We start from the raw sequence: 24,004 nt of genomic DNA, 5'->3' as shown, positions 1-24,004 counted from the left end.
CTGTCCATACATTTTTCTCCCCCGAACCTGTAAACTGAGTTTATCAAGATAATACAGGGAGGCAATTCACATGGCAGAGTTAAAATTAGATCATATTTTTAAAGTTTATGATAATAAAGTTACCGCTGTTCAAGATTTCAATCTACATATCGAGGATAAAGAATTTATCGTCTTTGTTGGTCCGTCTGGCTGCGGTAAATCAACTACACTTCGCCTGATTGCTGGACTTGAAGACATCTCAAAAGGTGATTTTTACATCGATGGCAAAAGAGTAAACGATGTCGCTCCGAAAGACCGCGATATCGCGATGGTATTCCAAAACTACGCCCTTTATCCGCATATGACAGTTTATGATAACATGGCATTCGGATTGAAGTTGCGTAAATTTCCTAAAGCCGAAATTGACCGCCGTGTTCAGGAAGCTGCCAAAATTCTTGGCTTAGAAGCATATTTAACTCGTAAACCAAAAGCTCTTTCAGGCGGTCAGCGCCAACGTGTAGCATTAGGCCGTGCCATCGTCCGTGATGCCAAGGTATTCTTAATGGATGAACCGTTATCCAACCTTGATGCCAAGCTTCGTGTTCAAATGCGTGCTGAGATTGCTAAACTGCACCGCCGCTTAGATACAACAACGATCTATGTTACTCACGACCAAACAGAGGCCATGACAATGGCTACCCGTTTAGTTGTTATGAAAGACGGAGTCATTCAACAGGTTGGTTCGCCTAAAGAAGTCTATGAAAAACCGGAAAATGTGTTTGTCGGCGGCTTTATTGGATCGCCCGCAATGAATTTCTTCCATGGAAAACTTGAAGATGGCAAATTTGTTATTGGCAAAACTGCTATCGCTGTACCCGAAGGTAAGATGAAATTCCTTCGCGAACAAGGCTATATTGGAAAATCAATCATCCTTGGGACTCGCCCAGAAGATATCCATGATGAACCTATTTTTATTGAGGCATCTGCTGGAACAAAAATTACCGCTAATATCGATGTTGCCGAATTAACCGGTGCCGAGTTAATGGTTTACTCATCTATTGGCGATCAGGACTTCGTCGCTCGACTTGATTCACGTGCCGATGTTAAACCAGGTGATAAATTAGACTTAGCATTTGACTTAAACAAGGCTCATTTCTTTGATATTGATACAGAATTAAGGATCAGACCATAAAATCATATCTAACGCCTCCGTCCCTATTTGGGAACGGGGGCTTATTCTTTTATTAATATGATTTCATCATGTTGACAGGATGGGCAGCGATATAGATGTGGACATTTATGTCCTGAATTTGTGTCAGGGTACCCATCCTCCATTTTCATTAAATCAATTTCCATATATGGACTATAATTATCATAAAAGTCCATAATCCTGCCACTTTCCAGCATAGGTTCACTGCAATAGGCGCATAGTAAATAGACGTCGCGGAAACCATTGCAGACTGGGCATACTGACATACTCTTCACCCTTTTGATTGTAAGATAACTTTAGTTTATGTAAGATTACCTGCCCTAAGTAGTGGGATAAACTACCAATTAATAGTTCGAATAAGTCTTCAAGAATTAATCATAATAAAGATTACAAAGCAACAATTACACCGATGGATGAAACCAATCAACTAGGGTAGCAACCGGTGCAATTCCGGATCATCCAACCATTTTACTAAAAGGAACAATAATAATATGGGTTAGGCCCAGGCGGCAAAATTATGGTTCAATTCCATACTGACCCCAAATTTATTAAGAGGAGTGTTATTCAACTATGGCAAGTAACAACAACTCTAATCAACTTTTAGTACCAGGCGTTCAACAGGCACTTGATCAAATGAAGTATGAAATTGCTTCAGAGTTTGGTGTAAATCTTGGTGCAGATACGACTTCACGTGCCAACGGTTCTGTCGGAGGAGAAATCACAAAGCGTTTAGTTCAAATGGCTGAATCCCAACTTGGCGGGTTCCAACGATAATTTTTAGCAAAATCTTTTTATAAAAAAATTTATAATATGGCCTAGCCCCCTTCAACAATGGAGGGGGCTTTCATTGCGTCAATTTTAAACCATATTTTCAGGTTTAATCCATTGATCAAATTGTTCCGCAGAGACAAAACCGGTTTTAATTGCCGCTTCTTTTAATGTGCTGTTTTCTTTAAAAGCCAATTTGGCGATTTGTGCCGCTTTTTCATAGCCTATATGCGAGTTTAACGCTGTCACTAGCATTAAAGACTGTTCAACATGTTCCTTGATTATGTTTTTGTTAGCTTCAAGTCCTACAGCACAATTTTTGTTAAATGACCGCATCCCATCAGAAAGAAGCCTTATTGATTGGATTAAATTATTAATGATCACTGGTTTAAACACATTTAATTCAAAATTCCCCTGGCTTGCCGCAACACCAATTGTCGCATCATTGCCAAAAACTTGGCACACCACCATCGTTAACGCTTCACTTTGTGTTGGATTTACTTTTCCTGGCATGATGGAGCTCCCTGGCTCATTGGCTGGGATGGTTAGCTCGCCAATCCCGCTGCGTGGTCCGCTTGCGAGCCAGCGGACATCATTGGCAATTTTCATTAAATCAGCCGCTAAGGCTTTGATGGAACCATGGACGTAAACAATTTCATCATGACTTGTTAAGGCATGAAATTTATTTTCTGCTGACCGGAATGGATGTCCTGTTAGCATAGAAAGCTGTGCCGAAACCTTTTCTCCAAACTGAGGGTCAGCATTAATTCCTGTACCAACAGCCGTCCCTCCTATTGCCAAATCCAGCAGATAGCTGCTAGCCTCCGTAATCATTCTCTCATTCTTTTCGAGCATTGCCCGCCAGCCGCTTATTTCTTGGCCGAGAGTTAATGGCGTAGCATCCTGTAAATGTGTTCTTCCTATTTTTACAATAGTAGAAAAAGCTTTTTCTTTTTCAAGGAGTGTCTGTTTTAACTCTTGAATAGCTGGGAGCAGCGATTCCGTTACTTTTATATAGGCCGCTATATGCATGGCTGTTGGAAAAGTATCGTTGGAGCTTTGCGACATATTGACATCATCATTAGGATGAATATTTTCTTTACTGCCTTGTTCCTTCAACCATTCGTTGGCACGGTTCGCAATCACCTCATTGACGTTCATATTGGACTGCGTGCCGCTGCCAGTTTGCCAAACAGCTAATGGAAAATGTTCATCGAAATTCCCAGTTAATATTTCATCAGACACTTTTTTTATTGCCTCCATTTTTAATTCACTTAGCTTACCTAATTGTTGATTCACTATTGCTGCTGATTTTTTAATTAGGGTTAAGCCATAAATGAGTTCCAACGGCATTTTTTCGGTGCCAATTTTAAAGTTTTCCTTACTCCGCTGTGTTTGCGCTCCCCAATATTTATCTGACTGGACACGAACTTCACCAAGTGTATCCTTTTCAATTCTAAAATTCTCCATTTGCATTCCACCTCACTAATTCGTGCTACTTCAATATATATACCCATTTCTTATTTTATTATTATGACTGTGTTAAAGGATATAGTTGATTTTGATCACAATGTTGATTGGAGTGGAAGGCGCGAGACTCCTGCGGGAGCAGCGGGACAGGTGAGACCCCGCAGGCGCTTTAGCGCCGAGGAGGCTCACCGCCCGCTCCGCGGAACGCGAAGCGCCTGGAACGGAAATCAACATTCACTTTTAACACAGCCATTATTAAAAAAACTGCAGACATTTGTCTGCAGCCTATGCTTTATAAATTGTATATCCGATATAATAAGAAAGGATTAAAAAACTACCGATTAAAAGTACAATTGAATACTCACCCATAACCATCCCACCTCTTTTTGAATTGTTTATACTTAAACATTTTTAAGGTATCATAATGGGCAGGATTAACAAGTGATAGAAATTACACATTAGTGACCGAGGAGTGAACTTTTTGTGAACATTTGCCTTTTGGGGGCAACAGGAAGGGTTGGTTCAGTCATTTTGGATAATGCTTTGATCAATCACCATTCTGTCCAAGCCTTAGTGCGAGATGCGAAAAAAATATACCAAATGGCTGCAGGCCTTACCGTTAGAGAAGGTAATGTCTTACTAGAAGAGGATATTGCCCATTCAATCACAGGGGCTGATGTGGTCATCAGTGCCTTAAATACAGATGGCAGCTCAACTCTTTCAGATTCCATGCCCTTCATCATCAAACAAATGAAAAAGCATAGAATTAGCCGGATTATTACAATTGGTACAGCGGGTATCCTGCAAGCACGTTCCGCTCCCTATTTATACCGCTTCCAATCGTCAGAGTCTAGACGAAAGAGTACCAAGGATGCCGAAGAACATTTAAAGGCTTATTTATTATTAAAGGATTCCAGGCTTGATTGGACAATTGTCTGTCCAACCTATTTACCTGTGGGTGAAAGAATTGGGACCTATCGATATGAAAAGGACTTTCTCCCAGAAAATCCTTCCTCCATCTCGATTTTTGACACCGGAGATTTCGCCTACAGGCAGCTATTTTCAGATGAATTTATCGGTTCAAGAGTAGGCCTTACTTATTGAAAAAATAGGGACTGACCATGATGGCCAGTCCCTTCACATTTGTCCTATAATTACTCCACCCGAACTGCGGTCCCGTAGTCAATAATTTCTGACGCCCCCTGCATAACGGAACTGGATTGTAATCGCATCCCTATGATACTTATCATTTATATCCTCCGCTTTTTATGAAAAATTTTTCTAATAAAAATTAGGTAAAATAGCGTTGGCATTGGTGCTTGGATAAGGCCTACAATTCCCCAAAACCAATAGTTATGACTACGTTTCCGTGCATCCAAAAATAAAAAGATGCTCTGCAATAATAAAATGGCAGCAACAATGATGATTAAAGTTGGTGAATACTCGACCTTCATCCCCTCACCTTCTTAAGTAAACAGGCACCTGTATAATACACAATAAAGATGGTGGAAAAAAGTTGCAGGAAAATAAACACGACTGGCATCTGAAATAGTGATACTATAATTCCTGTTAAAATGATCAAGGCAATGATTAAAAAAATGGATACATCCCTGATGAGCTTTTTTCGTATTTGCTGCTTCTCTGCTGCCACCCTTTGTTCAAACCATGAAAGGTCTGGAGTATAGACAGGGAATTGATCTAAATGATGTAACCCCTCTTGCAGTTCGTGAATAGCAGCCGAGTCCTGTTTATCTAGTTGTTCGTTGCCCAGTATGATGACTTTCTGTTTCTTCACTTAATTTCAGCTCCCTTCTTACTGACTTTATTCCATTATGCACCCTTGATTTAACCGTTCCCGGAGATATTTTCATCCAATCGCCAATTTCCTCGTAGGAATATCCATAATAGTGTTTCAAAATGATTGGAATCCTAACATCCTCCGGTAATCGCGCAAGTGCCTCCAACGCATCATTCCATTCTTCATTTCTGCTTTCGAAATGCCACTTCAATTTACGGTATACTTCCTCTTGCGCCTGCCAGTTTTTCTCTCGCTTTTTCTTTCTGCATTGGTCAATGTATGTATTCGTCGCAATCGAAACCAGCCAGGTGGAAAACTTACTTTGACCATTATAAAGATGCATTTTTTGTATACATTTCGCCATCGTTTCCTGTGCCAATTCTTCAGCTGTATCAGGATTCATTGTAATTTTCATTAAATATTTTACAAGGAATGGATAATTTTCTTTAAACAACATGGCGAATGCTAAATGGTCCCCTTCTTTTGCATTTTTTATCAATGCATCCATTTGGCAATAATCCTCTCTTTCCCCATCATCCCTATTTTCTTGTTTATAAATAAGACGATTAATCCCGCATTTGGTTCATCTTAAATTAATATTACCCGCAAATCTCGATATGGGGATGGCTTTATTTGCGGTTCTTGTTGCGGAGACCCTCTCTACTTCAGCTTTTCACCATTTTCTCTCAAGTACTAGTTTAAGTATAAAAAGGCACGAATTTCTTCGTACCTCCCTGAATTAATGCCCTTTTCCTTTATCCTTTCCTTTGACCTTGCCCTTACCTTTGTCCTTCTCCTTCTTATCCCACTTTTCCTTTTGTTTATTCCATTTTTCTTCCCATTTTTGCACTTCGTTATTGAATTTCTTTTGAAAATTATTAAGGTTCTTTTCTTCTTCTTCCTTTTTCCGCTTTTCAATCAACGAGGAAATGTGCGGCACATTAAAGCTTTCGTTTGGATAACCTTTCAACGCTTCCTTCATCACTTCACTGAAGATAACAGCAGAACCTGTACCGCTTGTTGGAGTGATATAGTGGTCGGCATCGGTTTTATCATAACCAACCCAGATGGCACCCACTAATTGTGGTGTATATCCAACAAACCATTGATCCTTCAGTCCGTTGATTCCTTGAATCGGAACCTGAGTGGAACCGGTTTTACCCGCTGTTTCCCGGCCGGGGATTTGTGCTGCTTTTCCGGTTCCTAGTTCGATAACACCAAGGAGCATCGTTGTCATATTATCAGTAACAGCTTTTGTTGTTACACGCTCATTTTTCCCTTTCCACTCAGCGACCATATTACCTTTTGCATCGATGATTTTATTGATCACATGTGCTTCCTCTCGCACGCCGTTATTAGGAAAAACAGAAAAGGCTTCTGCCATCTCGATTGGAGAAACGCCTTTACGCAAACCACCGAGGGCGATTGCTAAATTGCGGTCAGCCTTATCCAAGGTAATGCCGAAGCGGTTAACCGCATCTAATCCCTTTTCGATTCCTAATTCATTTAACAGCCAGACAGCCGAGACGTTTTTTGATTCCTTAACCGCCTCATACATTGGTACTTCGCCTTCGTATTGATGATTATAATTACTAGGTTCATAAGTGCCGAACTTCATCTGTTCGTCCTTTAACATGTCCGTGATTTTCCAGCCTTCTTCAAGTGCCGGGGTATAAACTACCAATGGCTTAAAGGAAGAGCCTGGTTGTGCTTTTAACTGCGAGGCGCGGTTATAGCCTCTAAACGCATGATCTCCTCTGCCGCCGACAAGAGCCCTGATCCCGCCTGTTTTCGGATCAACTAAGACACCGCCGCTTTGGACAAGCAGGTCCTTTCCTTTTGGAAATAAGGCGTCATTTTGATACGTGTTTTCCATCGCCGCTTGCATCGCAGGATCTAGCTCGGTATAAATCTGATACCCGCCTGTCAACAATTCATCTTGAGTGAAGCCGTACTGTTTTATCGCCTCATCCAAAACCTGGTCAACATAATAAGGAAATTTCCCACGGAACGGATCGCCGCCCTTGTCATCGAGAACAACCTTTTCATGCGTAGCCTTTTCAGCCTGCTGTGTTGTGATATAGCCTTGCTCCTGCATTTTTGCGAGCACAAGATTTCGCCTTTCGGTTGCTTTTTCCATATTTTCGTATGGATTTAGGGCAGAGGGTGCATTAATTAGTCCCGCGAGTAAGGCGGATTCGCTAATCGAAAGGTCCTTAACCTCTTTTGCAAAATATTTACTGGCAGCTTGTTTAATACCATAAGCACCGTTGCCAAAATATATCTGGTTTAAATACATCTGGAGGATTTCCTGTTTCGTATATTCTCGTTCTACTGCCAATGCTAAAAATACTTCCTCCATCTTTCTTTTCACTGTTTTTTCAGAAGTGAGAATTGTATTTTTCGTTAATTGCTGTGTGATGGTACTGCCGCCCTCAACCATCGCTCCAGCCTTTAGGTCTCGAAAAAGAGCCCTCGAAGTACCGATTAAATCAACACCGCTATGTTGATAAAAACGGTGGTCCTCAATAGCAACAATGGCATTTATCATGGAATTCGGGATCTCCGTGATTGGAACCCCTTCATTTTTATTGGCCGATACTTTACTTGCTACTTTCCCATTAATATCATAAAAAACCGTTGGCTGTGGAAGTTCATTTTTCAGTTCTGATATGTCAGCATCCTTGGAAAAATAATAAAGAAGTCCAAAAAAACCTAGAATCATACTCAAGGCAGCTAACACAATCACCTGAAGTAAATGCCACTTTCTCCAATTTTTGAAAATGCCACGTAACCTCTCTTTTAATACCAATTCGATGACATCCTTTGTCTGTATTCTCTATAACAGGTATACTTTTCGATTAATGTTTGGATTTTATGACTGTTTACTAGGAAATAATCGATTAACAGAAAAAGACAGGTCCCAAACCCGTCTTTTCTGTTTCCTCTATTCTTCACTTTTGGTCAGTTCTTTAAAGCGCTGCTTTGTCATTTTTTCATCGAAACTGCTGTAGATTCGATAATTCCCCGCGTCTAATATTCGAAAATGTTTGCTGAGAATATTTTGCTGAAGGATAAATCCATTTTTCTTTGATATCGCTTTCCACCATAACCGGCCGCCCATCGTTTTCGTTCTGCGATAATCAATACCTTCTCTTGCGACTGTCTCCAATACTTCCAAGGGCTCGTTCCCAAATAAAAATTGTACTGTTTCTGTTTCACGAAAAAGTGCGCAAATGGCAACAACAGTAGACCAATTGGCAAGAACTCTTCCCTTTTCAATTTGCACAAGTGTTTTCTTTGAAACACCAATAATATCTGCCATTTTATCCTGGGTATAACCCGCTTCAGTGCGGATTAACCGAAGCTTTTCAGAAACTTGCATGATAATTTCTTCCCTGGTCACATTAAGCCCTTCCTTCAATAGCTTATAGTGTAATTTTACACAAGTTCCATCCATCATTCAAATCATAAGAATAAAAAAACTGCTATCGTCTTAAGATAGCAGTTTTTTCCGAGACTTTTATTTCACTTTTGGCGGAATACCGCACTGGCTTGAACAGGAGTTTTTCAACTCACAAGCGGCACATTTTCCTTTTTTAGATTTATTTATGAATTTCACAAAATGCCAAATCGCGTATCCAAAGATAGCTGCACCTATCAAAACACTGGCAATCATTTGCTCCACCTCTTTTTAATATATAGGCTGTGTTAAAGAACATTGTTGACTTTGAGCACAAATTGGAGTGGNGCCGAGGAGGCTCACCGCCCGCCCCGCGAACCGCTCGCGCCTGGAACGGAAATCAACATTCACTTTTAACAGAGCCAATAGATAAGAAAGTATACAATTTGGGACTTTCAGAATTGTTCAGCTCTAGCACCTCAGCGGCTTTTCTTAGAATTAAACCAATCCGAACAACCTGCCGCCTTGATAAATAATTAAGGATAAAACATAGGCAATTGCGAAGGCATAGATCATCGAAAAAGCTGTCCACTTTTTCGATGCTGTTTCTTTATAAATGGTTGCTACAGTTGCTAAGCACGGAATATACAACAAAATGAATACCATGAAACTATAAGCCGCAAGCGGGGTATAGTAATCTGCTAATAAGCCCTGCAAACTGGCATCATTCGGTACAAAATAGATAATATTCATCGTCGAAATAATCGCTTCTTTGGCTAAGAATCCAGTGATTAATGACGCGGATGCCTGCCATGTAGAAAAGCCAATTGGCGCAAAAATTGGCGCAATCGCATTTCCAATTGCAGCTAAATAGCTGTGGTCCATATCCACGTTTAAACCATTGGGACCCGCATATGATAACAGCCAGATAAAGACCGAACCAGCGAAAATAAAGGTCCCAGCCTTTCTTACGAAGCCTTTTCCTTTATCCCAAGTACTTCTCCATAGTGATTGGAATTGAGGTAGACGATAAGGCGGCAATTCAATCACAAATAAGGAAGTTTCTGATTTTAAAATTGTTGAAGAAAAGATTTTAGCCAAGATTAAAGCTACAACAATTCCAAGGACATAAAGGCTTAGAACAACAAATGCCTTATTACCGGCAAAAAAGGCGCCCACAAATAAAGCATATACGGGCAAACGAGCTGAACAGGACATTAATGGCGTTAGTAAAATGGTTAATAGCCGTTCCCTTGATGTTTCAATCGTTCGTGCCGCCATGATTCCAGGAACATTACAGCCGAAGCCAATCATCATCGGAATAAAGGCCTTCCCATTCAATCCTACCGATTCCATAATTCGGTCCATAACTAGGGCAACCCGGGCCATGTACCCGGAATCTTCTAATAACGAAATAAAGAAGAACAGAATAAAAATTTGTGGTACAAACACGAGAACACCGCCGACTCCGGCTACTAATCCATTAATTATTAAGGCATGAATAAACTCAGAAGCATTTATCGCCGTTAATACCTTTTCGAATCCGACCGTAACCGGTCCAGTTAAAAGGGCATCAAGAGCATCAGATAAGGGCGTTCCGAGCCAATCAAATGTCAGCATGAACATAAAATACATAAGCAATAAGAAAATCGGCATCCCTAAGATACGATTCGTAACAATACTGTCAATTTTTTCCGACAATGGAATATCCGAATTACTTTTTCTAGCTACGTCCGCCACGATACTCTCAATGACTTCTTTTCTCTTTAAATAGATAAAGTTTGCTAATGATTTACTATTATATATCTCCTGTAATTTAATTTCCAAATTCGCACTAATGGTCTTCAATTTTTCGGAATCTGCAATACTATTTACATATTCCTGAACATATTCATTTCCTTCAAAATACTGAATCGCCAGAAAACGAGCAGAATGATCGGTTTTTCCGATTATTTCAGCGATCAATGCAGTGATTGCTTCCTCAACATCTTTCCCATAATAAACGAGGTTCTTTTTCGTTGGCTGAATTGATTTTGTTGCGATGACATCGACGAGTTTATCACAGCCCTTTCCACTTCTTGCTACGACTGGAACGACTGGTACACCAAGAACTCCCGATAACTTAGATGCGTCTATATGAATCCCGCGCTTATTGGCGACATCTATCATATTTAGACCAATGAGAGCTGGCTTTTCAAATTCAAGTAATTGTAAGGTCAAATGTAGATTTCGTTCTAATTGTGAAGCATCCAATATATTTAACAGGCGGTCAACCGATTCATTCAAGAAAAAGGAAGTAACCACCCCTTCATCCTTTGACAACGGATTAAGGGTATATACACCTGGTAAATCTATTAAATGACCAATATTATTTTTGAAAACGCCGACTTTCTTTTCAACGGTTACACCACTCCAGTTACCGACATACTCATAGGAACCTGTTAGATTATTAAACAATGATGTTTTCCCGGTATTAGGGTTTCCGATAAGAGCGATTTCCATTATATTCTCTCCACTTCAATCTGAACTGCCTCTTTGCGGCGGATACCGACACATTGTCCACATGATTCAATCATAATTGGACCGCCAAATGGCATGACACATTTCACGCACACTTCTGAGCCTTCTGTTATCCCTAAATCAAGTAAACGTCTTTGTACCAGGTGACCGACATGAGAAATGTCAATAATCTTTCCCTTATCTCCTGCTTTTAACGATCCGAACATGTATATCACCCTTATCTAGGTTAATTGAGAATGATTATCTTTCTATATTGACATTTTAACACTTTTTTAGGGCAAGAGCATACTAATTTTGTGACAAATGTTCGAAAAAAAAAGAAAAGCAGTTTGCCTTTCTTTTTCACTCCATTTTAATGTTCTTGTAAAAAACTTTTCTTTGGCATTGCACCGATCACAAGAATGATGATAATCGCACTGATGACGAAGCTTGGGAGCATATAGGTTCCATTATATATGACCGAGTAGGTTGTTACCGGCTGGCCCTTAGGTGCATATTCACCGAAGAAAACGATTCCAGAAACAACATGACATAGATAACGGAGAAAACTTCCAAAAAGGGCTCCAATTATTGTGAATATCATCCATTTCCCTTTATTACCTTCAGCTAGGGCTTTTTGAATTTGACCAACAAAAACGCCTGCTAAGCCCACTACTGTAAAAGCAATAAAATAATCGATAATACCTTGAACAATGGTATAAATTTGGGCAAAACCTAGAATAAATTGTAATAGACCTAGTAAGAAGCCTGTTAGTAGGCCACCCTTTATTCCCCAGCGATAGCACATGAGGAAAATTGGGACCATAGCAATAGAAATGGATCCACCCTGCGGCCAAAATCTTGCCATTAAGAAACCTGATAGCAGATCAAGTAAGTAGGCAAGTGCGGTAAAAACAGCAATTTCCGTAATAAATAGTGTGTTACTTCTCTTTTTGTTCACTCCTGTTTCCCCCTAATAAACGTTTTGTCTAGCTCCAGCGCCCAGCCCCTCGAGTCGCTTCGGTCCTGCCGGTGAAGTCAAAAAACTACTTCACCGGCAGGACCCCAAGCAGGTGTCGGGGCTAACCAGGGCGCTTCCGCATTTCTATTTGGAGTCGGTTGATATCTTCCGTAAACCAGATGGTGCCACTAAATTTAAACGAAAAAAAGCAATGAGACATAAGGAAATGTCTGCATTGCTTTACTTGTCCGGCAAACCACATCCCTACGCTAGTGTTAACTAACAGGTTCATAGGGTCAGAACTCGAACGTTCACTCTCAGCCGCATAAAGCAGCCCCCCCTGTGGAAATATTCAATTGATTCCATAATCGAATATACTATTGATTAATCCCTTTGACAAGGAATATATTACATCCATGTTAAAAACGTATGAGTTTATTTCCCAATTTAGTTCTATCAAGACTGATATTGAAATTTTTTTCTTTCAATAAATAAAGGGTTTTACATAGAATAAGCGAATTATCCTTGTAAGAAGTTTGTACAGAGGGGGTTAATATGTTTACAGATGATCAAACCGTTTTATTTGCCTTTTTTGCTAAAAATAAAGAAAAATTATTACAAGAATGGGATAATTCAAATGTTATCTTTAAAGGGGACCCTTTTTCAGGGGAAATTCGTAAAAATGCTAAAGCACTTCTTAACGTTGTATTAACGTCTCATCAGATGACGGACGAGGAAATTCTAGTGACGCTTGAAAGTCTAGCGAAAAAAATTTCACAAGAAAGAGTAATGGCTAATATTAACATTGGCGACTTTGTTTATAATGTTAATTTGGGCAGAACGATTTTATACAGCTATCTAAGTAAAACGGGTATTTCTTGGCCCGATCTTCAGGAATCGATGAATAGAATTAATTTTTGCTTCGATAAATTTCTTTATTTTGCCGTTTCTCATTATACAGAGGCAAAAAACAAAATCATTGAGGAAAAAAACTTATTCATCGACTCGACCCATCAGGATCGGTTAACACTTCTTGGACAAATGACGTCCAGTTTCATTCATGAATTTAGGAACCCGCTAACATCTATTCAGGGATTTATTCAATTACTGAAAGCAGATTATCCAAATATGAAGTATTTAGAAATTATTTCAAGCGAATTAGACCAACTAAATTTTCGCATCTCTCAGTTCCTGCTTTTATCGAAAAAAGAATTAATCGGTAAAGAAAAAGCGGAATTCAACATGAATCAGCTAATTGATGAAGTATTAAACTTTCTCTATCCGAGTGTTCTTGACGGTAAAGTTAAAATAAACAAGGATTTAAGTGAAGATATTACACTGCATGGTTATGCTGACGAAATTAGACAGGTCTTTATTAATATCATTTTTAATGCCATTGATGTTCTTAATCATCATGTGCATGAGAATCCAACGATAGAAATTGTCAGCTATTTAAAAGATCCTCAGAACATCACAATCGATATTTCTAATAATGGACCAATAATTCCGGCAGAATTGCAGAAAACCATATTTGAGCCATTTTTTACGACAAAAAAGCTAGGCACTGGGCTTGGGCTATTTGTCTGTAAAGAAATTATTGAAAAACATAAAGGGGAGATGTCTTGTGATTCAAAACCAGAGAAAACCACCTTTTCGCTTACTCTCCCTCTTGCCGCTGATCCCCAAATTACATGAATAAACCTAGTATAGAAAATCCCCGCTTATTTTTCTGAGCAGCGATTTTTTTCAATATACACCTTCCGAAAAAGTCTTTTTAGCATATGATGTACTAAAATTTTTTTCGGGAGCTTTGCCTATGTTTACATTAAAAGTTGACCATGAAATTGAGCTTCAATTGTTTGAACGACAACACGCATTAAAACTATATCAGCTTGTTGAAGAAAATCGCGAACATTTACGGGAATGGATGCCATGGGTTGACAGTATGACTGCCCTTTATCATTTCGAATCCATTATACCGGTTTGGCTTACTCAATTTGCCGAGAATACTGCCCTTAATGTTGGTATTATTTACAAAGGGGAACTTGTTGGATCGATTGGATTACATCAAATGGATTGGTATAACAGCACGGCAAGCATTGGCTATTACCTTGCTAAGAAGGCGGAAGGACACGGTATAATTACCCGTACAGTTCAAGCCTTGTTAAACTATGCTTTTTTTCAATTAGGATTAAACCGAATTGAAATTCGCTGCGGGGTTAAAAACAAGAAAAGCCAGGCGATTCCTGATAGACTTGGCTTCAGTAAAGAAGGAATCATTAGAGATGGAGAACAATTAAACGGGCGCTTTCATAATCTGATCATTTACAGCATGCTGGCTCGTGAATGGAGAGGAGCGCCTACCCATCAAAGATAAGTTATCCCTTAATGCTGCCAATAGGCAGCTTTTTTTTGTTCTTGACTATTATTGAACTAATAAATTTTAACAACTCGCAATTAGAATTTGAAATGAAAGGTAATAATGAGACAAAGAGTTATTTTGTAAGTGAGGTGGAATAACTTACTTTTGTAAGGGAACCAATGATTTGGATGAACATTGTCATAATAGCACTCCTAATCGCGTTTACTGCATTTTTTGTAGCATCGGAATTTGCAATTGTAAGAGTGCGTACAACGAGAATAGACCAATTACTGTCAGAAGGTAACAAACAAGCCGAGTCTGCAAAAAAAGTCATTTCCAATATGGATGGATACTTATCAGCTACACAAGTAGGCATTACAATTACTTCCTTACTATTAGGATGGCGTGGTGAGTCCACAGTCCGTGAGCTTTTAAACCCTCTTTTGGAATGGATTCAGTTGCCGATATCAATAAATCAGATTTTCTCGTTTATTTTAGCCTTTGCAATCATCACCTTTTTCAATGTCGTCATTGGTGAATTAGCTCCGAAAACATTTGCAATTCAAAAGGCTGAAGAAATAATCCTGCTGTTCGCGCCGCCGATGATTTTATTTTATAAGCTTATGTATCCGTTTATTTGGGTGCTTAATCGGTCAGCCCGCTTGATCACAGGCATGTTCGGAATTAAACCCGTTTCTGAACAAGATATCGTACTTTCTGAGGAAGAACTGCGGATGATTCTCTCACAAAGCTATGAAAGCGGAGAAATCAATCATTCAGAATACAGCTATATGAATAAGATATTTGAATTTGATGACCGCATTGCTAAGGAAATCATGGTTCCGCGAACAGAAGTCATTACATTGCCAAAAGAGGCCGACCTTGAAGAAATTATCGAAACGGTGAAGGAAGAAGGGTATACACGCTATCCCGTTATTGACGGTGACAAGGATACAATATTAGGTATCGTTAATATTAAAGAAATTTTAACCGATTGTATTCTACAGAAGTGTAATGGAGAAGAACCGCTTTTGTATTATTTAAAGCCTGTGATTCATGTGATTGAGACTATTCCTATTCAACAACTATTGGTAAAGCTGCAAAAAAGCCGTTCTCACATGGCTGTTTTATCGGATGAATATGGCGGTACGGCAGGAATCGTGACTGTCGAAGATATTCTCGAAGAAATTGTTGGTGAAATTCGTGATGAATTCGACCTGGATGAACTTCCTTTAATACAAAAAATCGGTGATGGTCACTTTATCTTAGATGGAAAGGTCTTAATAAGTGAAGTTAACGACCTGTTAGGGACAACTCTTGAAGAGAATGATGTCGATACGATTGGAGGCTGGTTCTTAACGCAGAAGTTTGATGTACATGAAGGAGAATCCATTGAAAAAGAAGATTTCGTTTTTAAAATTGAGGAAATTGAAGGGCATCATATTTTGTATATTGAGGTATTTAAGGCAACTGCGTCTCCGATATAGGAGACGTTTTTTGTTGAATATTTTTTGTAATATTTTTATTTTTCTGTTCATATTTACAAATTTTCTCCATAAAATGTTGTTATCAACTCTTATACTATAAGGAAGTTTGACTGTATGATTTAAATTCTATATAATTATTGTTAATTTATACTTTCCATTAGACGAGATTAGAAGAAAATAAGTTTTGTATAATATTGGGAGGTGACTCCTTTCTCGTTTAGAAACGGGATAAGGGAACTTATTTGGACATATTTAATTTGGTTTTAATAGCCATTTTAATAGCTTTAACTGCCTTTTTTGTTGCTTCAGAATTTGCGATTGTTAAAATTAGAAGCTCCAGAATTGATCAGTTAATTGAAGAAGGAAATTCGAAGGCTGTTTCGGTCAAAAAGGTTATCACAAATTTAGATGAATACCTGTCCGCCTGTCAGTTAGGTATCACAATAACGGCTCTTGGTCTTGGGTGGATTGGAGAAAAGACGATAAAAGGGTTGCTTGCACCACTTTTTGTAAAGATGAACGTACCTGAGAGTGCAACCCACCTATTATCAGTTGGAATTGCATTTGCAGCCATCACGTTTTTACACGTTGTGGTCGGGGAACTTGCACCCAAAACACTAGCCATTCAAAAGGCTGAATGGATTACCATGACTGTCTCCCGCCCGCTTATCTTTTTTTATAAGCTCATGTACCCCTTTATTTGGGTTCTGAATGGATCTGCGCGGGTCGTTTCCGGCATTTTTGGCTTAAAGCCAGTATCCGAAAATGAAATTGCTCATACAGAGGAAGAGCTTCGTATTATCCTATCTGAAAGCTATAAAAGCGGCGAAATTAACCAATCGGAGTTTAAGTATGTAAATAAAATTTTTGAATTTGATAACCGCATTGCCAAAGAAATCATGGTTCCAAGAACTGAAATTGTTTCATTATCCAAGGATGATTCATTAGAAACCTTTCTTCAGGTTTTACGTGAAGAAAAGTTCACAAGGTATCCCATCATTGATGGTGATAAGGACCATATTATCGGGCTTATCAATATTAAGGAAATTATGACAGATTTAATTGGAAAGGAAAACCTTTCAACAAGAAACTTGGAAAATTATACCCGTCCGATTATTAGAGTAATAGAAACCATTCCCATCCATGATTTGCTGGTAAAAATGCAAAAAGAAAGAATGCATATGGCAATATTGATGGATGAATATGGCGGTACATCAGGGCTTGTTACCGTAGAAGATATTCTTGAAGAAATTGTTGGCGAGATTCGTGACGAATTTGATATGGATGAAGTGCCAGAGGTTCGTAAAATGAAGGAAAACCATTATATTATTGACTCGAAGGTCTTAGTCAGCGAGGTAAATGATTTATTGGGCGTTGAAATTAATGACGAAGACGTTGATACCATTGGCGGCTGGATTCTCACTGAGAATTATGAAGCTAAAGAAGGGGACATCATCCATCACGAAACGTATTCCTTTAAAATCCTCGATATGGAAGAGCATCATATAAAATATATTGAAGTAACCAAAAATGCTACTAACGGCGGCGAAACTGACGTCCAGCAAATCGCCCTGTCAAAATCAGAAGTGCTTTCATAAGTTTCTAAAAAGACCGAGTAAACCAATATCGGTCTTTTTTTATTTGTATAAAACCTTTATTAATCGCACAATTGTCCAATCAACAAGCCCTTTTTAAGCATATCCTGCTTGTAAGGAGGGATGGAAAATGGATCGTTTAGCAAATTTATTTTTCGTTTGTATCTTAGCTGGTTTTGCCCTTATTCATATGCCAGAAATTTCATTTTTAGCTGGCATGACATCATTTTTTCACGTTGTCGGAGCACTTGCAATTTTAGTCTTTTCCTTTGTTTTGCTTTACCTAGGCATCAAAGCACTATTTACCAAATTGTAAGTGGTTACAATTTTTTACAGAAAAAACGGGCTATATTAAAAAGCACAATATTGATATTTGCACCCTGTTGATTGGAGCGGAAGGCGGCGAAGACTCCTGCGGGAGCAGTGGGACAGGTGAGACCACGCAGGCGTTTACGCCGAGGAGGCTCACCGCCCACCCCGCGGAAAGCGAAGCCAGCTGGAGCGGAAATCAACAGACCTTATTGAACCAGCCATTAACTAAAAGAAGAGGGGCTACCAAAGGTCAGTTACCTGACTTTTTGGACAGCCCCTTTTTGCTTTCTGCCTAATATTATTTTGATTTGAGAATGATTATATCTTCTTCTGCTTTTGCTATTTTAACTAAATGGGAATCAAGACGGCGGTTGATATGCTGAATTTCGCCGCTCTGTTTCTCTTCAATACGTTGAAGAGAATCTTTTATATCGGATAGGTCGATTTGGTTTACTTCTACCCTATGTTCGATACTATCCATCTGTTCTAATCTCGAAAGTCTCCTCTCAATATTCTCCAATGTCGTATTAAATGTATTGATTAAGCTTTTGATATCCATAACATTTTCAGTTAATTTTTCAAATTCCTTTTCCATAGTCAAAAACTCCCTTTTCTTATTTCTTTTATTTTATCACGGTTTACACTGTTAATATGTTACAAAAACAGTAACAATCGATTTCCTTAATATTACTGCTTTACACAGATGTGAAGAATTCAAAACGGAAGTATGAACATTTTTTAAATTCGTCCTATATTCCTGTCGTCAGTGAATTTTATCACAGGCAAACTTCGAAAAAAGAATTAAGCTTTTACTATAAGGAAATGGTGAACCTTAGAATCCATTACTATCTTTATGAATTACAATCAACTAGGAAAAGGTTGGTGTTAAATATGTTAATATCTATTGATGAAAATGCTGCCTTATGGTTTTCAAAAGAATTCGAAATCAATAAACCCTTCAGCATTCGAATGTTTCCGCAATATGTCGGGTTTGGTGAGAAGCATAAAGGCTACAGCCTCGCTTTTTCGGCAGAGCATCCTGCACATGCAGGAATTACAAAAGTGATAAATGGCATTACCTTCTTTGTTGAAGATAACGATGTTTGGTTTTTTGAAGATACGGAAACGTACTTATCTGTCAACGGTCTCCTGGATGAACTACATGTTACTTACAGAGAAGAGGCAGTCATCAAAATTCATTAAAATACGATAAAAAACAAGCCAGATGAAATTCATCTGGCCTGTTTTTTATGATAATTAGTTTACTTGCTTACCTAAGCTTGGTGGTAATAATTTTGCGCTTTCAAACACTTTCCCCAATTTTTCTTCAGCTTGTGCAAAGGTTGCATCCGCCGCTTCAAGATTAGGAGTGTCTTTTTTCAATTCATCTGCTTTAGCTTGATAAGAAGCAGCATATTCTTTAACAGCTGCTTCCAGATCCGCCTGTTGGTCCTTTAGATCAGCTGGAATTTGAACAGCATTAAGCTCCGATGCGACTGCAGCGGCTGATTCACTGGCTGCTGCCTTTTCTTCAGCAGTTGGTAAATCCTCAGGCTTTGCATCTTCCTTCGATGCTTTCTTTTCATAAGCGTTTAAATCAGCATCTTTTGCGTTGATTTTATTTCCAAGTTCCATATAGAACCTAACTAATTCTTTTTTAACATCAACTTTAGGTGCTTCAGTTTCTTTTGCTGTTTCTTTTGGTGTATCTTTCTTATCCGTTTTCGCATCATCATTACTTGAGCAGGCAGTCAAACCGATTGCCATCGTTAATGCGGATAAAAATAGTAATAACTTTCTCATTTTTGTTTCCCCCTATTTCTTTAATTAATGCCATGTTTATTTTACAACATTTAATAAGACGTTAAAAGTAATAAAAGGTTTCACAATTAAAATTTTTTTCGAATCTTTGCCAACAATTCTAAAAGAGTAATATAATAAAAATATTCCCAAAATTGCTATTTTTAATTTAATAATCTGTTCTATTAAAACTATGGTATCAATAGTTCCTACAATGCTTACATTATTATTCAGAAAATTAGGAATAAATTGTGAACTATCTTACAATAATGAAAGTTTTTTTATATAATGAGAATGTAATCAATTAATCTCTCTCCTCTACCTCCATTTATTGGTTCCATACCTTAAACAGAAAGGGGTTGGACATCATAGAGCATACAAGACCTCAAGTGGTTTGGTTTAATTTAACGTTTGATTTATCTGTCATCATTACAACGACCATTGCTGCAATCATCGTTTTCCTCATCTCCTACTTATTTACAAGAAAACCTACAACAAGTGCACCAAAAAAGCGGCAAAACTTTATGGAGTGGGTTGTGGAGTTTGTGATGGATATTATGAACTCTTCTATGATTGCTCCAAACAATTTATTTATTTTGTCAACAGGTGTCTCTCTATTAATGTATTTATTCATTGCAAACCTTATGGGCGTACCCTTCTCGATTATAACGGCAGAGGAGAATTCTGTTGCTTGGTGGAAATCGCCTACTGCTGATGCACATGTAACCATGACATTAGCAATTATGATTATCGTTTATACTCACTTCATCGATATTCGCTTACATGGCTTCAAGCATTTTTTTCTAAGTTTTTTCAAACCCTTTAAACTTCTATTTCCTATTAATGCAATAGAACAACTTGCCACAACATTAACATTAGGTCTTCGATTGTTCGGAAACATTTATGCGGGTGAGGTCATGCTGGCCCTTTTGGCAAGTGCTGTGAGCCATGGATTTGGAGCCGCTATCCTCGCTTCTATTCCAATGTTGATCTGGCAGGTATTTTGTGTGTTTATTGGTGCAATTCAGGCTTATATCTTTGTTACACTTACAATGGTTTACATTGCACACCGTTTAACATAATATAAAAATGAATGGAGTTGAATTATTTTGGGTGATATTACTTTATTTGGTATCCCGATTTCATTTGGTACGATGATTTACCAAGCTATTATTTTCACAGTTCTTGTTCTTATATTAAAGAAGTTAGTTTTTAAAAAGCTGGTGAATATACTTGATAATAGAAAACAGCACATTGAAAATCAGCTCAAATTAACGGAAAAATATAAACTTGAGGCTGAAAAGAACCTTAAAGCAAGTGAAACCTTCCTTAAACAAGCGTGGACAGATTCGAGAGAAATTAGGAAGCATAGTGAAAATGAGGCGAATCTGATTCTTCAAGAGGCCAAGAACAAAGCTAAACAAATCCTTAAAGAAGCAAAAGAGGAAGCATTCCTTTCACGTTCTCGGTCCCTTTCTCAAAATGACCAATTTAAGGGGGCTTAATTTATGAAGCACAAGTTTACAAAATACTTGGGCAGAGTTACCGAAAATCTTGAATTAGGATTTGAAGAAAAATGGATTTATGTTCATTACACAAAAGGCTCGATTGAAAAAACAGCCTGTCTGTTAAAAAATGAAAACAAATCTGAGCAACAGTATCTCGAGGTTTTCTTCACAGAAAATAATGTCTCTGAAGAAATGAAAAAAGAAGTTAGAAAATTTTTTAAGAATGAAAGGACTCACAACGATGCACATTGGAACGAATTTTCAACCTTTTTAATGAAAGCCCTTTCTTTAAATATGGTATTCGGAATTACCATTGCTCTATGTGTGTATGCTGGCTATAAGGCGGGGGCACTATTGGATTCCCAGTATGATATTTATCCCACTTTAACACTGATTGGTATTTTTTCCGGGATTGGCATTGGCGGTGTGACTGTATATTCAATGGTTCAACGGTATTTTAAATCTCCAAAACAAAAATGGAAAGACAGAGAGCAGTCTGCCAATCTAGAACAAATTGAGGTCAGAGAATACCCAGTTATTGATGTAACGATTGAGGATGTTCGAAAAGCCGTCAGAACGTTTTCTGATAAATTACCAAAGGGCGTTTACCGGACGATTCTTGTTCTGGACGATAATAGTATCGACTACCAACAGCTAGCACCAATGCTTGGAGGGATTCCTGCTAAAAAATTTTATATGTCAAAGGAAACATATGATTTATTTGAAGAAAGCGAGAAACAAATTCCCATTGAAATGGATATCGTTCAAAAAGCGGTTGACCAATATGTCAAGGAGCGGAAGGAATATCCAATCTTAAAATATGACCCGCTTCGCAGAGTGAATTATTATCAGCTATTACAGGAGCACTTTCTTAAAACAGCTCCTGAAATACAATTTTATATCACCGATTTGGATGGACTTATTACTCATATTAAACCACAGAAAAAAACCTCCTCTCAAAGCTGAGAGGTGGTTTTTTCTTGTTGAAAAGATATTTTTTTTGCTTTTTTTTCAGCAATATTGAGATAATAGCAATTGACACCAATATATATCTAAAATGAGGGGTTACAAAGATGTTAAAACAGAAAAGTAAATCGCAGCATTTAGCGGCTATTTCTCTTATTGTGATGGCTGCTGGATTTATAGCTACTATTCCAATACCGCAATCACTGTGGAAAACTATCCTCCAAGGAGGATTTGAGGCTGGGCTTGTGGGAGGACTTGCAGACTGGTTTGCCGTTACGGCATTATTCCGGCACCCAATGGGTCTGCCAATCCCGCACACTGCCCTTTTGCCAAAAAACAGAGAAAAGATTATTGCGAAAATCATTTCAATGGTGGAGCAGGATTGGCTGACAAAGGAGAGCATCCGTGAAAAAATAGATACGTTCCAGTTCAGCGAAAAATTATTTTCCATAGTAAATAAAGAAATACATGCTCAGCCGGTAAAGAAAAACATCATTACTCTTATTCAGCATTTGATCAAAAAGATTGAGATCAAGATGATAGCACCGATACTTGAAAAAGAGCTAAAAACCTTTCTCGAGAATATAGATATTAATTATTACTTTCCATTACTTGTCGATCAAATTACGATTCGGAAATACGACGAAAAGACACTTGATTTCATCCTTAAAGAAATTGATGATTGGGCCCAAAAGGAAAGTACGAAGCAAAAGCTTGGCGGCATGGCCGTTGAAATGATTGAAAATATTAAAGCAGACGGTTTCATGCAGTTTGCATTAAGATCATTTAGCAACCTTGTTAACGAGGAGAAATTAGGGCATATGATTCAAAACCTGATTCTTAAAGGTGTTGATAGTTATCGCGATCCTTTTAATCAAAATAGACAAACCTTATTGAGCCACATTAATAACAAGCTGCAAACGATTAAAAGAGATGAAAAGATTTATGAAGAGCTGAATCAATTTAAATTACAAATCATTGCAAATTGGAAACCCGCAGAAAAAATAATCGATTTTTTATCTGAGTTTCAGCAAAAGGCTCATGATTTCGTGGAAGAGCCCAGCTTTTACGATGAATATATCCTTCCATTAGTTATAAAGAGTCTGAATGAGTTTAAAGAAAATCCAGATAAAACGAAGCAGCTAGAAGCATGGGTGAAAAAACAAATATCCAGCTTTGTTGATCGAAATCATTCAAAAATAGGGATACTGGTTAAGGAAAATCTAGACAAACTTGATACTAAGACTCTTATCAATATGATTGAAACAAATGTAGGAAAAGACTTGCAATGGATTCGGGTAAACGGAGCCGTTTGTGGATTTTTAATTGGCCTTATACTAGTAGGAATAAAGGCCTTATTTTAAAGAGCAGCCCTTTAGGTTGCTCTTTTTCAAAGAAAAAATATCCTTTCTTGTCCCCTTAAATTCAGTTCTTTTTCAAAATAATCCTACATATTTACTACTGTAGTCATTATTTTTATATGAAAAAGGAGGCAGAAAAATGGGTATTAAGTTTATAAAAATTTCTGTTGTCTATTTTGTTATCGGGGTTTGCATTGGGATGTATATGTCAATGACACAAAAATTCACTTTCACACCTGTCCACGTTCATATTAATTTATTAGGTTGGATGTCAATGGGTATGGCAGGTCTTATCTATGTCGCGTTTCCAAGTGCAGCAAAAACGGTATTGGCAAAGGTTCATTTCTGGATCCATAATATTTCTCTGCCTATTATGATGATTGGACTTGCATTCTTAGTTTCAGGTACAGAAAGTGCGGAGCCCGCAGTTGCTACAGGCGGCACACTAATGGTTATAGGGATTATTCTCTTTGCCATCAACATCATAAAAAATGTTAAAGAGGAATCCATGTAAATAGTTTGTTA

General features: G+C 38.1%; 28 protein-coding genes and 1 riboswitch. Of the genes, 14 read left to right on the top strand and 14 right to left on the bottom strand.

What is annotated here, in order from left to right; all coding sequences use genetic code 11:
* The first annotated feature begins 70 nt into the window (after positions 1 to 70).
* Positions 71 to 1,171: an ABC transporter ATP-binding protein gene (locus AA980_RS00655; protein WP_024031067.1), complete on the top strand. Its 1,101-nt coding sequence runs from the start codon at positions 71 to 73 to the stop codon at positions 1,169 to 1,171.
* A 41-nt stretch (positions 1,172 to 1,212) separates the two neighbouring features.
* Here the strand turns inward: AA980_RS00655 and AA980_RS00650 are convergent, their stop codons facing one another.
* Positions 1,213 to 1,455, bottom strand: a complete 243-nt coding sequence (locus AA980_RS00650; RefSeq protein ID WP_034725277.1) for a hypothetical protein — start codon at positions 1,453 to 1,455, stop codon at positions 1,213 to 1,215.
* Positions 1,456 to 1,759: 304 nt separating this feature from the next.
* Here AA980_RS00650 and AA980_RS00645 point away from each other — a divergent pair, with 304 nt between their 5' ends.
* Positions 1,760 to 1,963 (top strand): alpha/beta-type small acid-soluble spore protein, encoded by a 204-nt coding sequence (locus AA980_RS00645; RefSeq protein ID WP_024031066.1) that lies wholly within the window; start codon positions 1,760 to 1,762, stop codon positions 1,961 to 1,963.
* A gap of 84 nt (positions 1,964 to 2,047) precedes the next feature.
* Here the strand turns inward: AA980_RS00645 and fumC are convergent, their stop codons facing one another.
* Positions 2,048 to 3,427 carry a class II fumarate hydratase gene (gene fumC / locus AA980_RS00640; RefSeq protein ID WP_024031065.1) on the bottom strand — a complete coding sequence of 460 codons (1,380 nt, stop codon included), beginning with the start codon at positions 3,425 to 3,427 and terminating at the stop codon, positions 2,048 to 2,050.
* Between the two features lie 483 nt (positions 3,428 to 3,910).
* On the opposite strand from fumC, the gene AA980_RS00635 reads away from it, so the two are divergent.
* Complete coding sequence (locus AA980_RS00635; protein WP_024031275.1) at positions 3,911 to 4,531, top strand: NAD(P)-dependent oxidoreductase; 621 nt, start codon at positions 3,911 to 3,913, stop codon at positions 4,529 to 4,531.
* 50 nt (positions 4,532 to 4,581) lie between these two features.
* Here the strand turns inward: AA980_RS00635 and AA980_RS26740 are convergent, their stop codons facing one another.
* From AA980_RS26740 to thiT, 10 genes are all read right to left on the bottom strand, one after another.
* The gene (locus AA980_RS26740) at positions 4,582 to 4,677 is read right to left on the bottom strand and encodes a heavy metal-binding domain-containing protein (RefSeq protein WP_024031276.1); all 96 of its coding nucleotides are present in this window, start codon (positions 4,675 to 4,677) and stop codon (positions 4,582 to 4,584) included.
* Positions 4,678 to 4,881, bottom strand: coding sequence for a hypothetical protein (locus AA980_RS00630; RefSeq protein ID WP_024031277.1), 204 nt, complete (start codon positions 4,879 to 4,881; stop codon positions 4,678 to 4,680).
* Positions 4,878 to 5,222 (bottom strand): YxlC family protein, encoded by a 345-nt coding sequence (locus tag AA980_RS00625; RefSeq protein ID WP_024031278.1) that lies wholly within the window; start codon positions 5,220 to 5,222, stop codon positions 4,878 to 4,880. Before AA980_RS00625 ends, AA980_RS00630 begins: the two co-directional genes overlap by 4 nt.
* The gene (gene sigY / locus AA980_RS00620; protein ID WP_024031279.1) at positions 5,176 to 5,733 is read right to left on the bottom strand and encodes an RNA polymerase sigma factor SigY; all 558 of its coding nucleotides are present in this window, start codon (positions 5,731 to 5,733) and stop codon (positions 5,176 to 5,178) included. Before sigY ends, AA980_RS00625 begins: the two co-directional genes overlap by 47 nt.
* Before the next feature lie 231 nt (positions 5,734 to 5,964).
* The gene (locus AA980_RS00615) at positions 5,965 to 8,037 is read right to left on the bottom strand and encodes a transglycosylase domain-containing protein (RefSeq protein ID WP_024031280.1); all 2,073 of its coding nucleotides are present in this window, start codon (positions 8,035 to 8,037) and stop codon (positions 5,965 to 5,967) included.
* Between the two features lie 135 nt (positions 8,038 to 8,172).
* Positions 8,173 to 8,631: a helix-turn-helix transcriptional regulator gene (locus tag AA980_RS00610; RefSeq protein ID WP_024031281.1), complete on the bottom strand. Its 459-nt coding sequence runs from the start codon at positions 8,629 to 8,631 to the stop codon at positions 8,173 to 8,175.
* A 117-nt stretch (positions 8,632 to 8,748) separates the two neighbouring features.
* The gene (locus AA980_RS00605) at positions 8,749 to 8,904 is read right to left on the bottom strand and encodes a FeoB-associated Cys-rich membrane protein (RefSeq protein ID WP_024031282.1); all 156 of its coding nucleotides are present in this window, start codon (positions 8,902 to 8,904) and stop codon (positions 8,749 to 8,751) included.
* Between the two features lie 222 nt (positions 8,905 to 9,126).
* Positions 9,127 to 11,130 (bottom strand): ferrous iron transport protein B, encoded by a 2,004-nt coding sequence (gene feoB / locus AA980_RS00600; RefSeq protein ID WP_024030722.1) that lies wholly within the window; start codon positions 11,128 to 11,130, stop codon positions 9,127 to 9,129.
* Positions 11,130 to 11,354 carry a FeoA family protein gene (locus tag AA980_RS00595; RefSeq protein WP_024030721.1) on the bottom strand — a complete coding sequence of 75 codons (225 nt, stop codon included), beginning with the start codon at positions 11,352 to 11,354 and terminating at the stop codon, positions 11,130 to 11,132. Before AA980_RS00595 ends, feoB begins: the two co-directional genes overlap by 1 nt.
* 146 nt (positions 11,355 to 11,500) lie before the next feature.
* Entirely contained in the window at positions 11,501 to 12,088 is a 588-nt protein-coding gene (thiT, locus tag AA980_RS00590; protein WP_024030720.1) for an energy-coupled thiamine transporter ThiT, read from the bottom strand.
* Between the two features lie 244 nt (positions 12,089 to 12,332).
* A riboswitch (TPP riboswitch) is annotated at positions 12,333 to 12,439 on the bottom strand.
* A gap of 204 nt (positions 12,440 to 12,643) precedes the next feature.
* Here thiT and AA980_RS00585 point away from each other — a divergent pair.
* The 5 genes from AA980_RS00585 to AA980_RS00565 all read left to right on the top strand — a co-directional run bounded on the left by AA980_RS00585 (position 12,644) and on the right by AA980_RS00565 (position 17,848).
* Positions 12,644 to 13,783, top strand: a complete 1,140-nt coding sequence (locus AA980_RS00585) for a histidine kinase N-terminal domain-containing protein (protein ID WP_024030719.1) — start codon at positions 12,644 to 12,646, stop codon at positions 13,781 to 13,783.
* Positions 13,784 to 13,904: 121 nt separating this feature from the next.
* Positions 13,905 to 14,465 (top strand): GNAT family N-acetyltransferase, encoded by a 561-nt coding sequence (locus AA980_RS00580; RefSeq protein ID WP_024030718.1) that lies wholly within the window; start codon positions 13,905 to 13,907, stop codon positions 14,463 to 14,465.
* A gap of 164 nt (positions 14,466 to 14,629) precedes the next feature.
* Positions 14,630 to 15,937, top strand: coding sequence for a hemolysin family protein (locus tag AA980_RS00575; protein ID WP_034725018.1), 1,308 nt, complete (start codon positions 14,630 to 14,632; stop codon positions 15,935 to 15,937).
* A 242-nt stretch (positions 15,938 to 16,179) separates the two neighbouring features.
* A complete protein-coding gene (locus AA980_RS00570; protein ID WP_024030716.1) occupies positions 16,180 to 17,535 on the top strand; it encodes a hemolysin family protein in 1,356 nt (451 codons plus the stop codon).
* Between the two features lie 127 nt (positions 17,536 to 17,662).
* Entirely contained in the window at positions 17,663 to 17,848 is a 186-nt protein-coding gene (locus AA980_RS00565; protein ID WP_024030715.1) for a hypothetical protein, read from the top strand.
* Between the two features lie 294 nt (positions 17,849 to 18,142).
* On the opposite strand, the gene AA980_RS00560 is transcribed toward AA980_RS00565, so the two are convergent.
* Positions 18,143 to 18,439: a hypothetical protein gene (locus tag AA980_RS00560; RefSeq protein WP_024029490.1), complete on the bottom strand. Its 297-nt coding sequence runs from the start codon at positions 18,437 to 18,439 to the stop codon at positions 18,143 to 18,145.
* A gap of 296 nt (positions 18,440 to 18,735) precedes the next feature.
* On the opposite strand from AA980_RS00560, the gene AA980_RS00555 reads away from it, so the two are divergent.
* On the top strand, positions 18,736 to 19,047 hold the full coding sequence (locus AA980_RS00555) for a HesB/YadR/YfhF family protein (protein ID WP_024029491.1): 312 nt from the start codon (positions 18,736 to 18,738) through the stop codon (positions 19,045 to 19,047).
* Between the two features lie 54 nt (positions 19,048 to 19,101).
* On the opposite strand, the gene AA980_RS00550 is transcribed toward AA980_RS00555, so the two are convergent.
* The gene (locus tag AA980_RS00550) at positions 19,102 to 19,647 is read right to left on the bottom strand and encodes a hypothetical protein (protein ID WP_024029492.1); all 546 of its coding nucleotides are present in this window, start codon (positions 19,645 to 19,647) and stop codon (positions 19,102 to 19,104) included.
* Positions 19,648 to 20,003: 356 nt separating this feature from the next.
* On the opposite strand from AA980_RS00550, the gene atpB reads away from it, so the two are divergent.
* The 5 genes from atpB (at position 20,004) to AA980_RS00525 (ending at position 23,993) form a co-directional block, all read left to right on the top strand.
* Entirely contained in the window at positions 20,004 to 20,726 is a 723-nt protein-coding gene (gene atpB, locus AA980_RS00545; protein ID WP_235815170.1) for a F0F1 ATP synthase subunit A, read from the top strand.
* A 27-nt stretch (positions 20,727 to 20,753) separates the two neighbouring features.
* Complete coding sequence (locus AA980_RS00540; RefSeq protein ID WP_024029494.1) at positions 20,754 to 21,149, top strand: ATP synthase F0 subunit B; 396 nt, start codon at positions 20,754 to 20,756, stop codon at positions 21,147 to 21,149.
* Positions 21,150 to 21,152: 3 nt separating this feature from the next.
* Complete coding sequence (locus tag AA980_RS25600; RefSeq protein ID WP_024029495.1) at positions 21,153 to 22,118, top strand: DUF3939 domain-containing protein; 966 nt, start codon at positions 21,153 to 21,155, stop codon at positions 22,116 to 22,118.
* 107 nt (positions 22,119 to 22,225) lie between these two features.
* Positions 22,226 to 23,482, top strand: coding sequence for a DUF445 domain-containing protein (locus AA980_RS00530; protein WP_024029496.1), 1,257 nt, complete (start codon positions 22,226 to 22,228; stop codon positions 23,480 to 23,482).
* A gap of 136 nt (positions 23,483 to 23,618) precedes the next feature.
* Positions 23,619 to 23,993, top strand: a complete 375-nt coding sequence (locus AA980_RS00525) for a hypothetical protein (RefSeq protein WP_024029497.1) — start codon at positions 23,619 to 23,621, stop codon at positions 23,991 to 23,993.
* Positions 23,994 to 24,004: the final 11 nt, after the last annotated feature.

This window comes from Neobacillus vireti, from assembly GCF_001026695.1.
GTDB lineage: Bacteria > Bacillota > Bacilli > Bacillales > Cytobacillaceae > Neobacillus > Neobacillus vireti.
The sequence above is the reverse complement of the archived record's forward strand: the minus strand, read 5'-3'. Positions and strand labels throughout refer to the sequence as shown.

Coding starts and splice junctions, on each gene's coding strand:
- AA980_RS00655 (WP_024031067.1), top strand. CDS start 71: ATGGCAGAGTTAAAATTAGATCATATTTTTAAAGTTTATGATAATAAA.
- AA980_RS00650 (WP_034725277.1), bottom strand. CDS start 1,455: ATGTCAGTATGCCCAGTCTGCAATGGTTTCCGCGACGTCTATTTACTA.
- AA980_RS00645 (WP_024031066.1), top strand. CDS start 1,760: ATGGCAAGTAACAACAACTCTAATCAACTTTTAGTACCAGGCGTTCAA.
- fumC (WP_024031065.1), bottom strand. CDS start 3,427: ATGGAGAATTTTAGAATTGAAAAGGATACACTTGGTGAAGTTCGTGTC.
- AA980_RS26740 (WP_024031276.1), bottom strand. CDS start 4,677: ATGATAAGTATCATAGGGATGCGATTACAATCCAGTTCCGTTATGCAG.
- AA980_RS00630 (WP_024031277.1), bottom strand. CDS start 4,881: ATGAAGGTCGAGTATTCACCAACTTTAATCATCATTGTTGCTGCCATT.
- sigY (WP_024031279.1), bottom strand. CDS start 5,733: ATGGATGCATTGATAAAAAATGCAAAAGAAGGGGACCATTTAGCATTC.
- AA980_RS00605 (WP_024031282.1), bottom strand. CDS start 8,904: ATGATTGCCAGTGTTTTGATAGGTGCAGCTATCTTTGGATACGCGATT.
- feoB (WP_024030722.1), bottom strand. CDS start 11,130: ATGGAAATCGCTCTTATCGGAAACCCTAATACCGGGAAAACATCATTG.
- AA980_RS00595 (WP_024030721.1), bottom strand. CDS start 11,354: ATGTTCGGATCGTTAAAAGCAGGAGATAAGGGAAAGATTATTGACATT.
- AA980_RS00585 (WP_024030719.1), top strand. CDS start 12,644: ATGTTTACAGATGATCAAACCGTTTTATTTGCCTTTTTTGCTAAAAAT.
- AA980_RS00580 (WP_024030718.1), top strand. CDS start 13,905: ATGTTTACATTAAAAGTTGACCATGAAATTGAGCTTCAATTGTTTGAA.
- AA980_RS00575 (WP_034725018.1), top strand. CDS start 14,630: ATGATTTGGATGAACATTGTCATAATAGCACTCCTAATCGCGTTTACT.
- AA980_RS00565 (WP_024030715.1), top strand. CDS start 17,663: ATGGATCGTTTAGCAAATTTATTTTTCGTTTGTATCTTAGCTGGTTTT.
- AA980_RS00560 (WP_024029490.1), bottom strand. CDS start 18,439: ATGGAAAAGGAATTTGAAAAATTAACTGAAAATGTTATGGATATCAAA.
- AA980_RS00555 (WP_024029491.1), top strand. CDS start 18,736: ATGTTAATATCTATTGATGAAAATGCTGCCTTATGGTTTTCAAAAGAA.
- AA980_RS00550 (WP_024029492.1), bottom strand. CDS start 19,647: ATGAGAAAGTTATTACTATTTTTATCCGCATTAACGATGGCAATCGGT.
- AA980_RS25600 (WP_024029495.1), top strand. CDS start 21,153: ATGAAGCACAAGTTTACAAAATACTTGGGCAGAGTTACCGAAAATCTT.
- AA980_RS00530 (WP_024029496.1), top strand. CDS start 22,226: ATGTTAAAACAGAAAAGTAAATCGCAGCATTTAGCGGCTATTTCTCTT.
- AA980_RS00525 (WP_024029497.1), top strand. CDS start 23,619: ATGGGTATTAAGTTTATAAAAATTTCTGTTGTCTATTTTGTTATCGGG.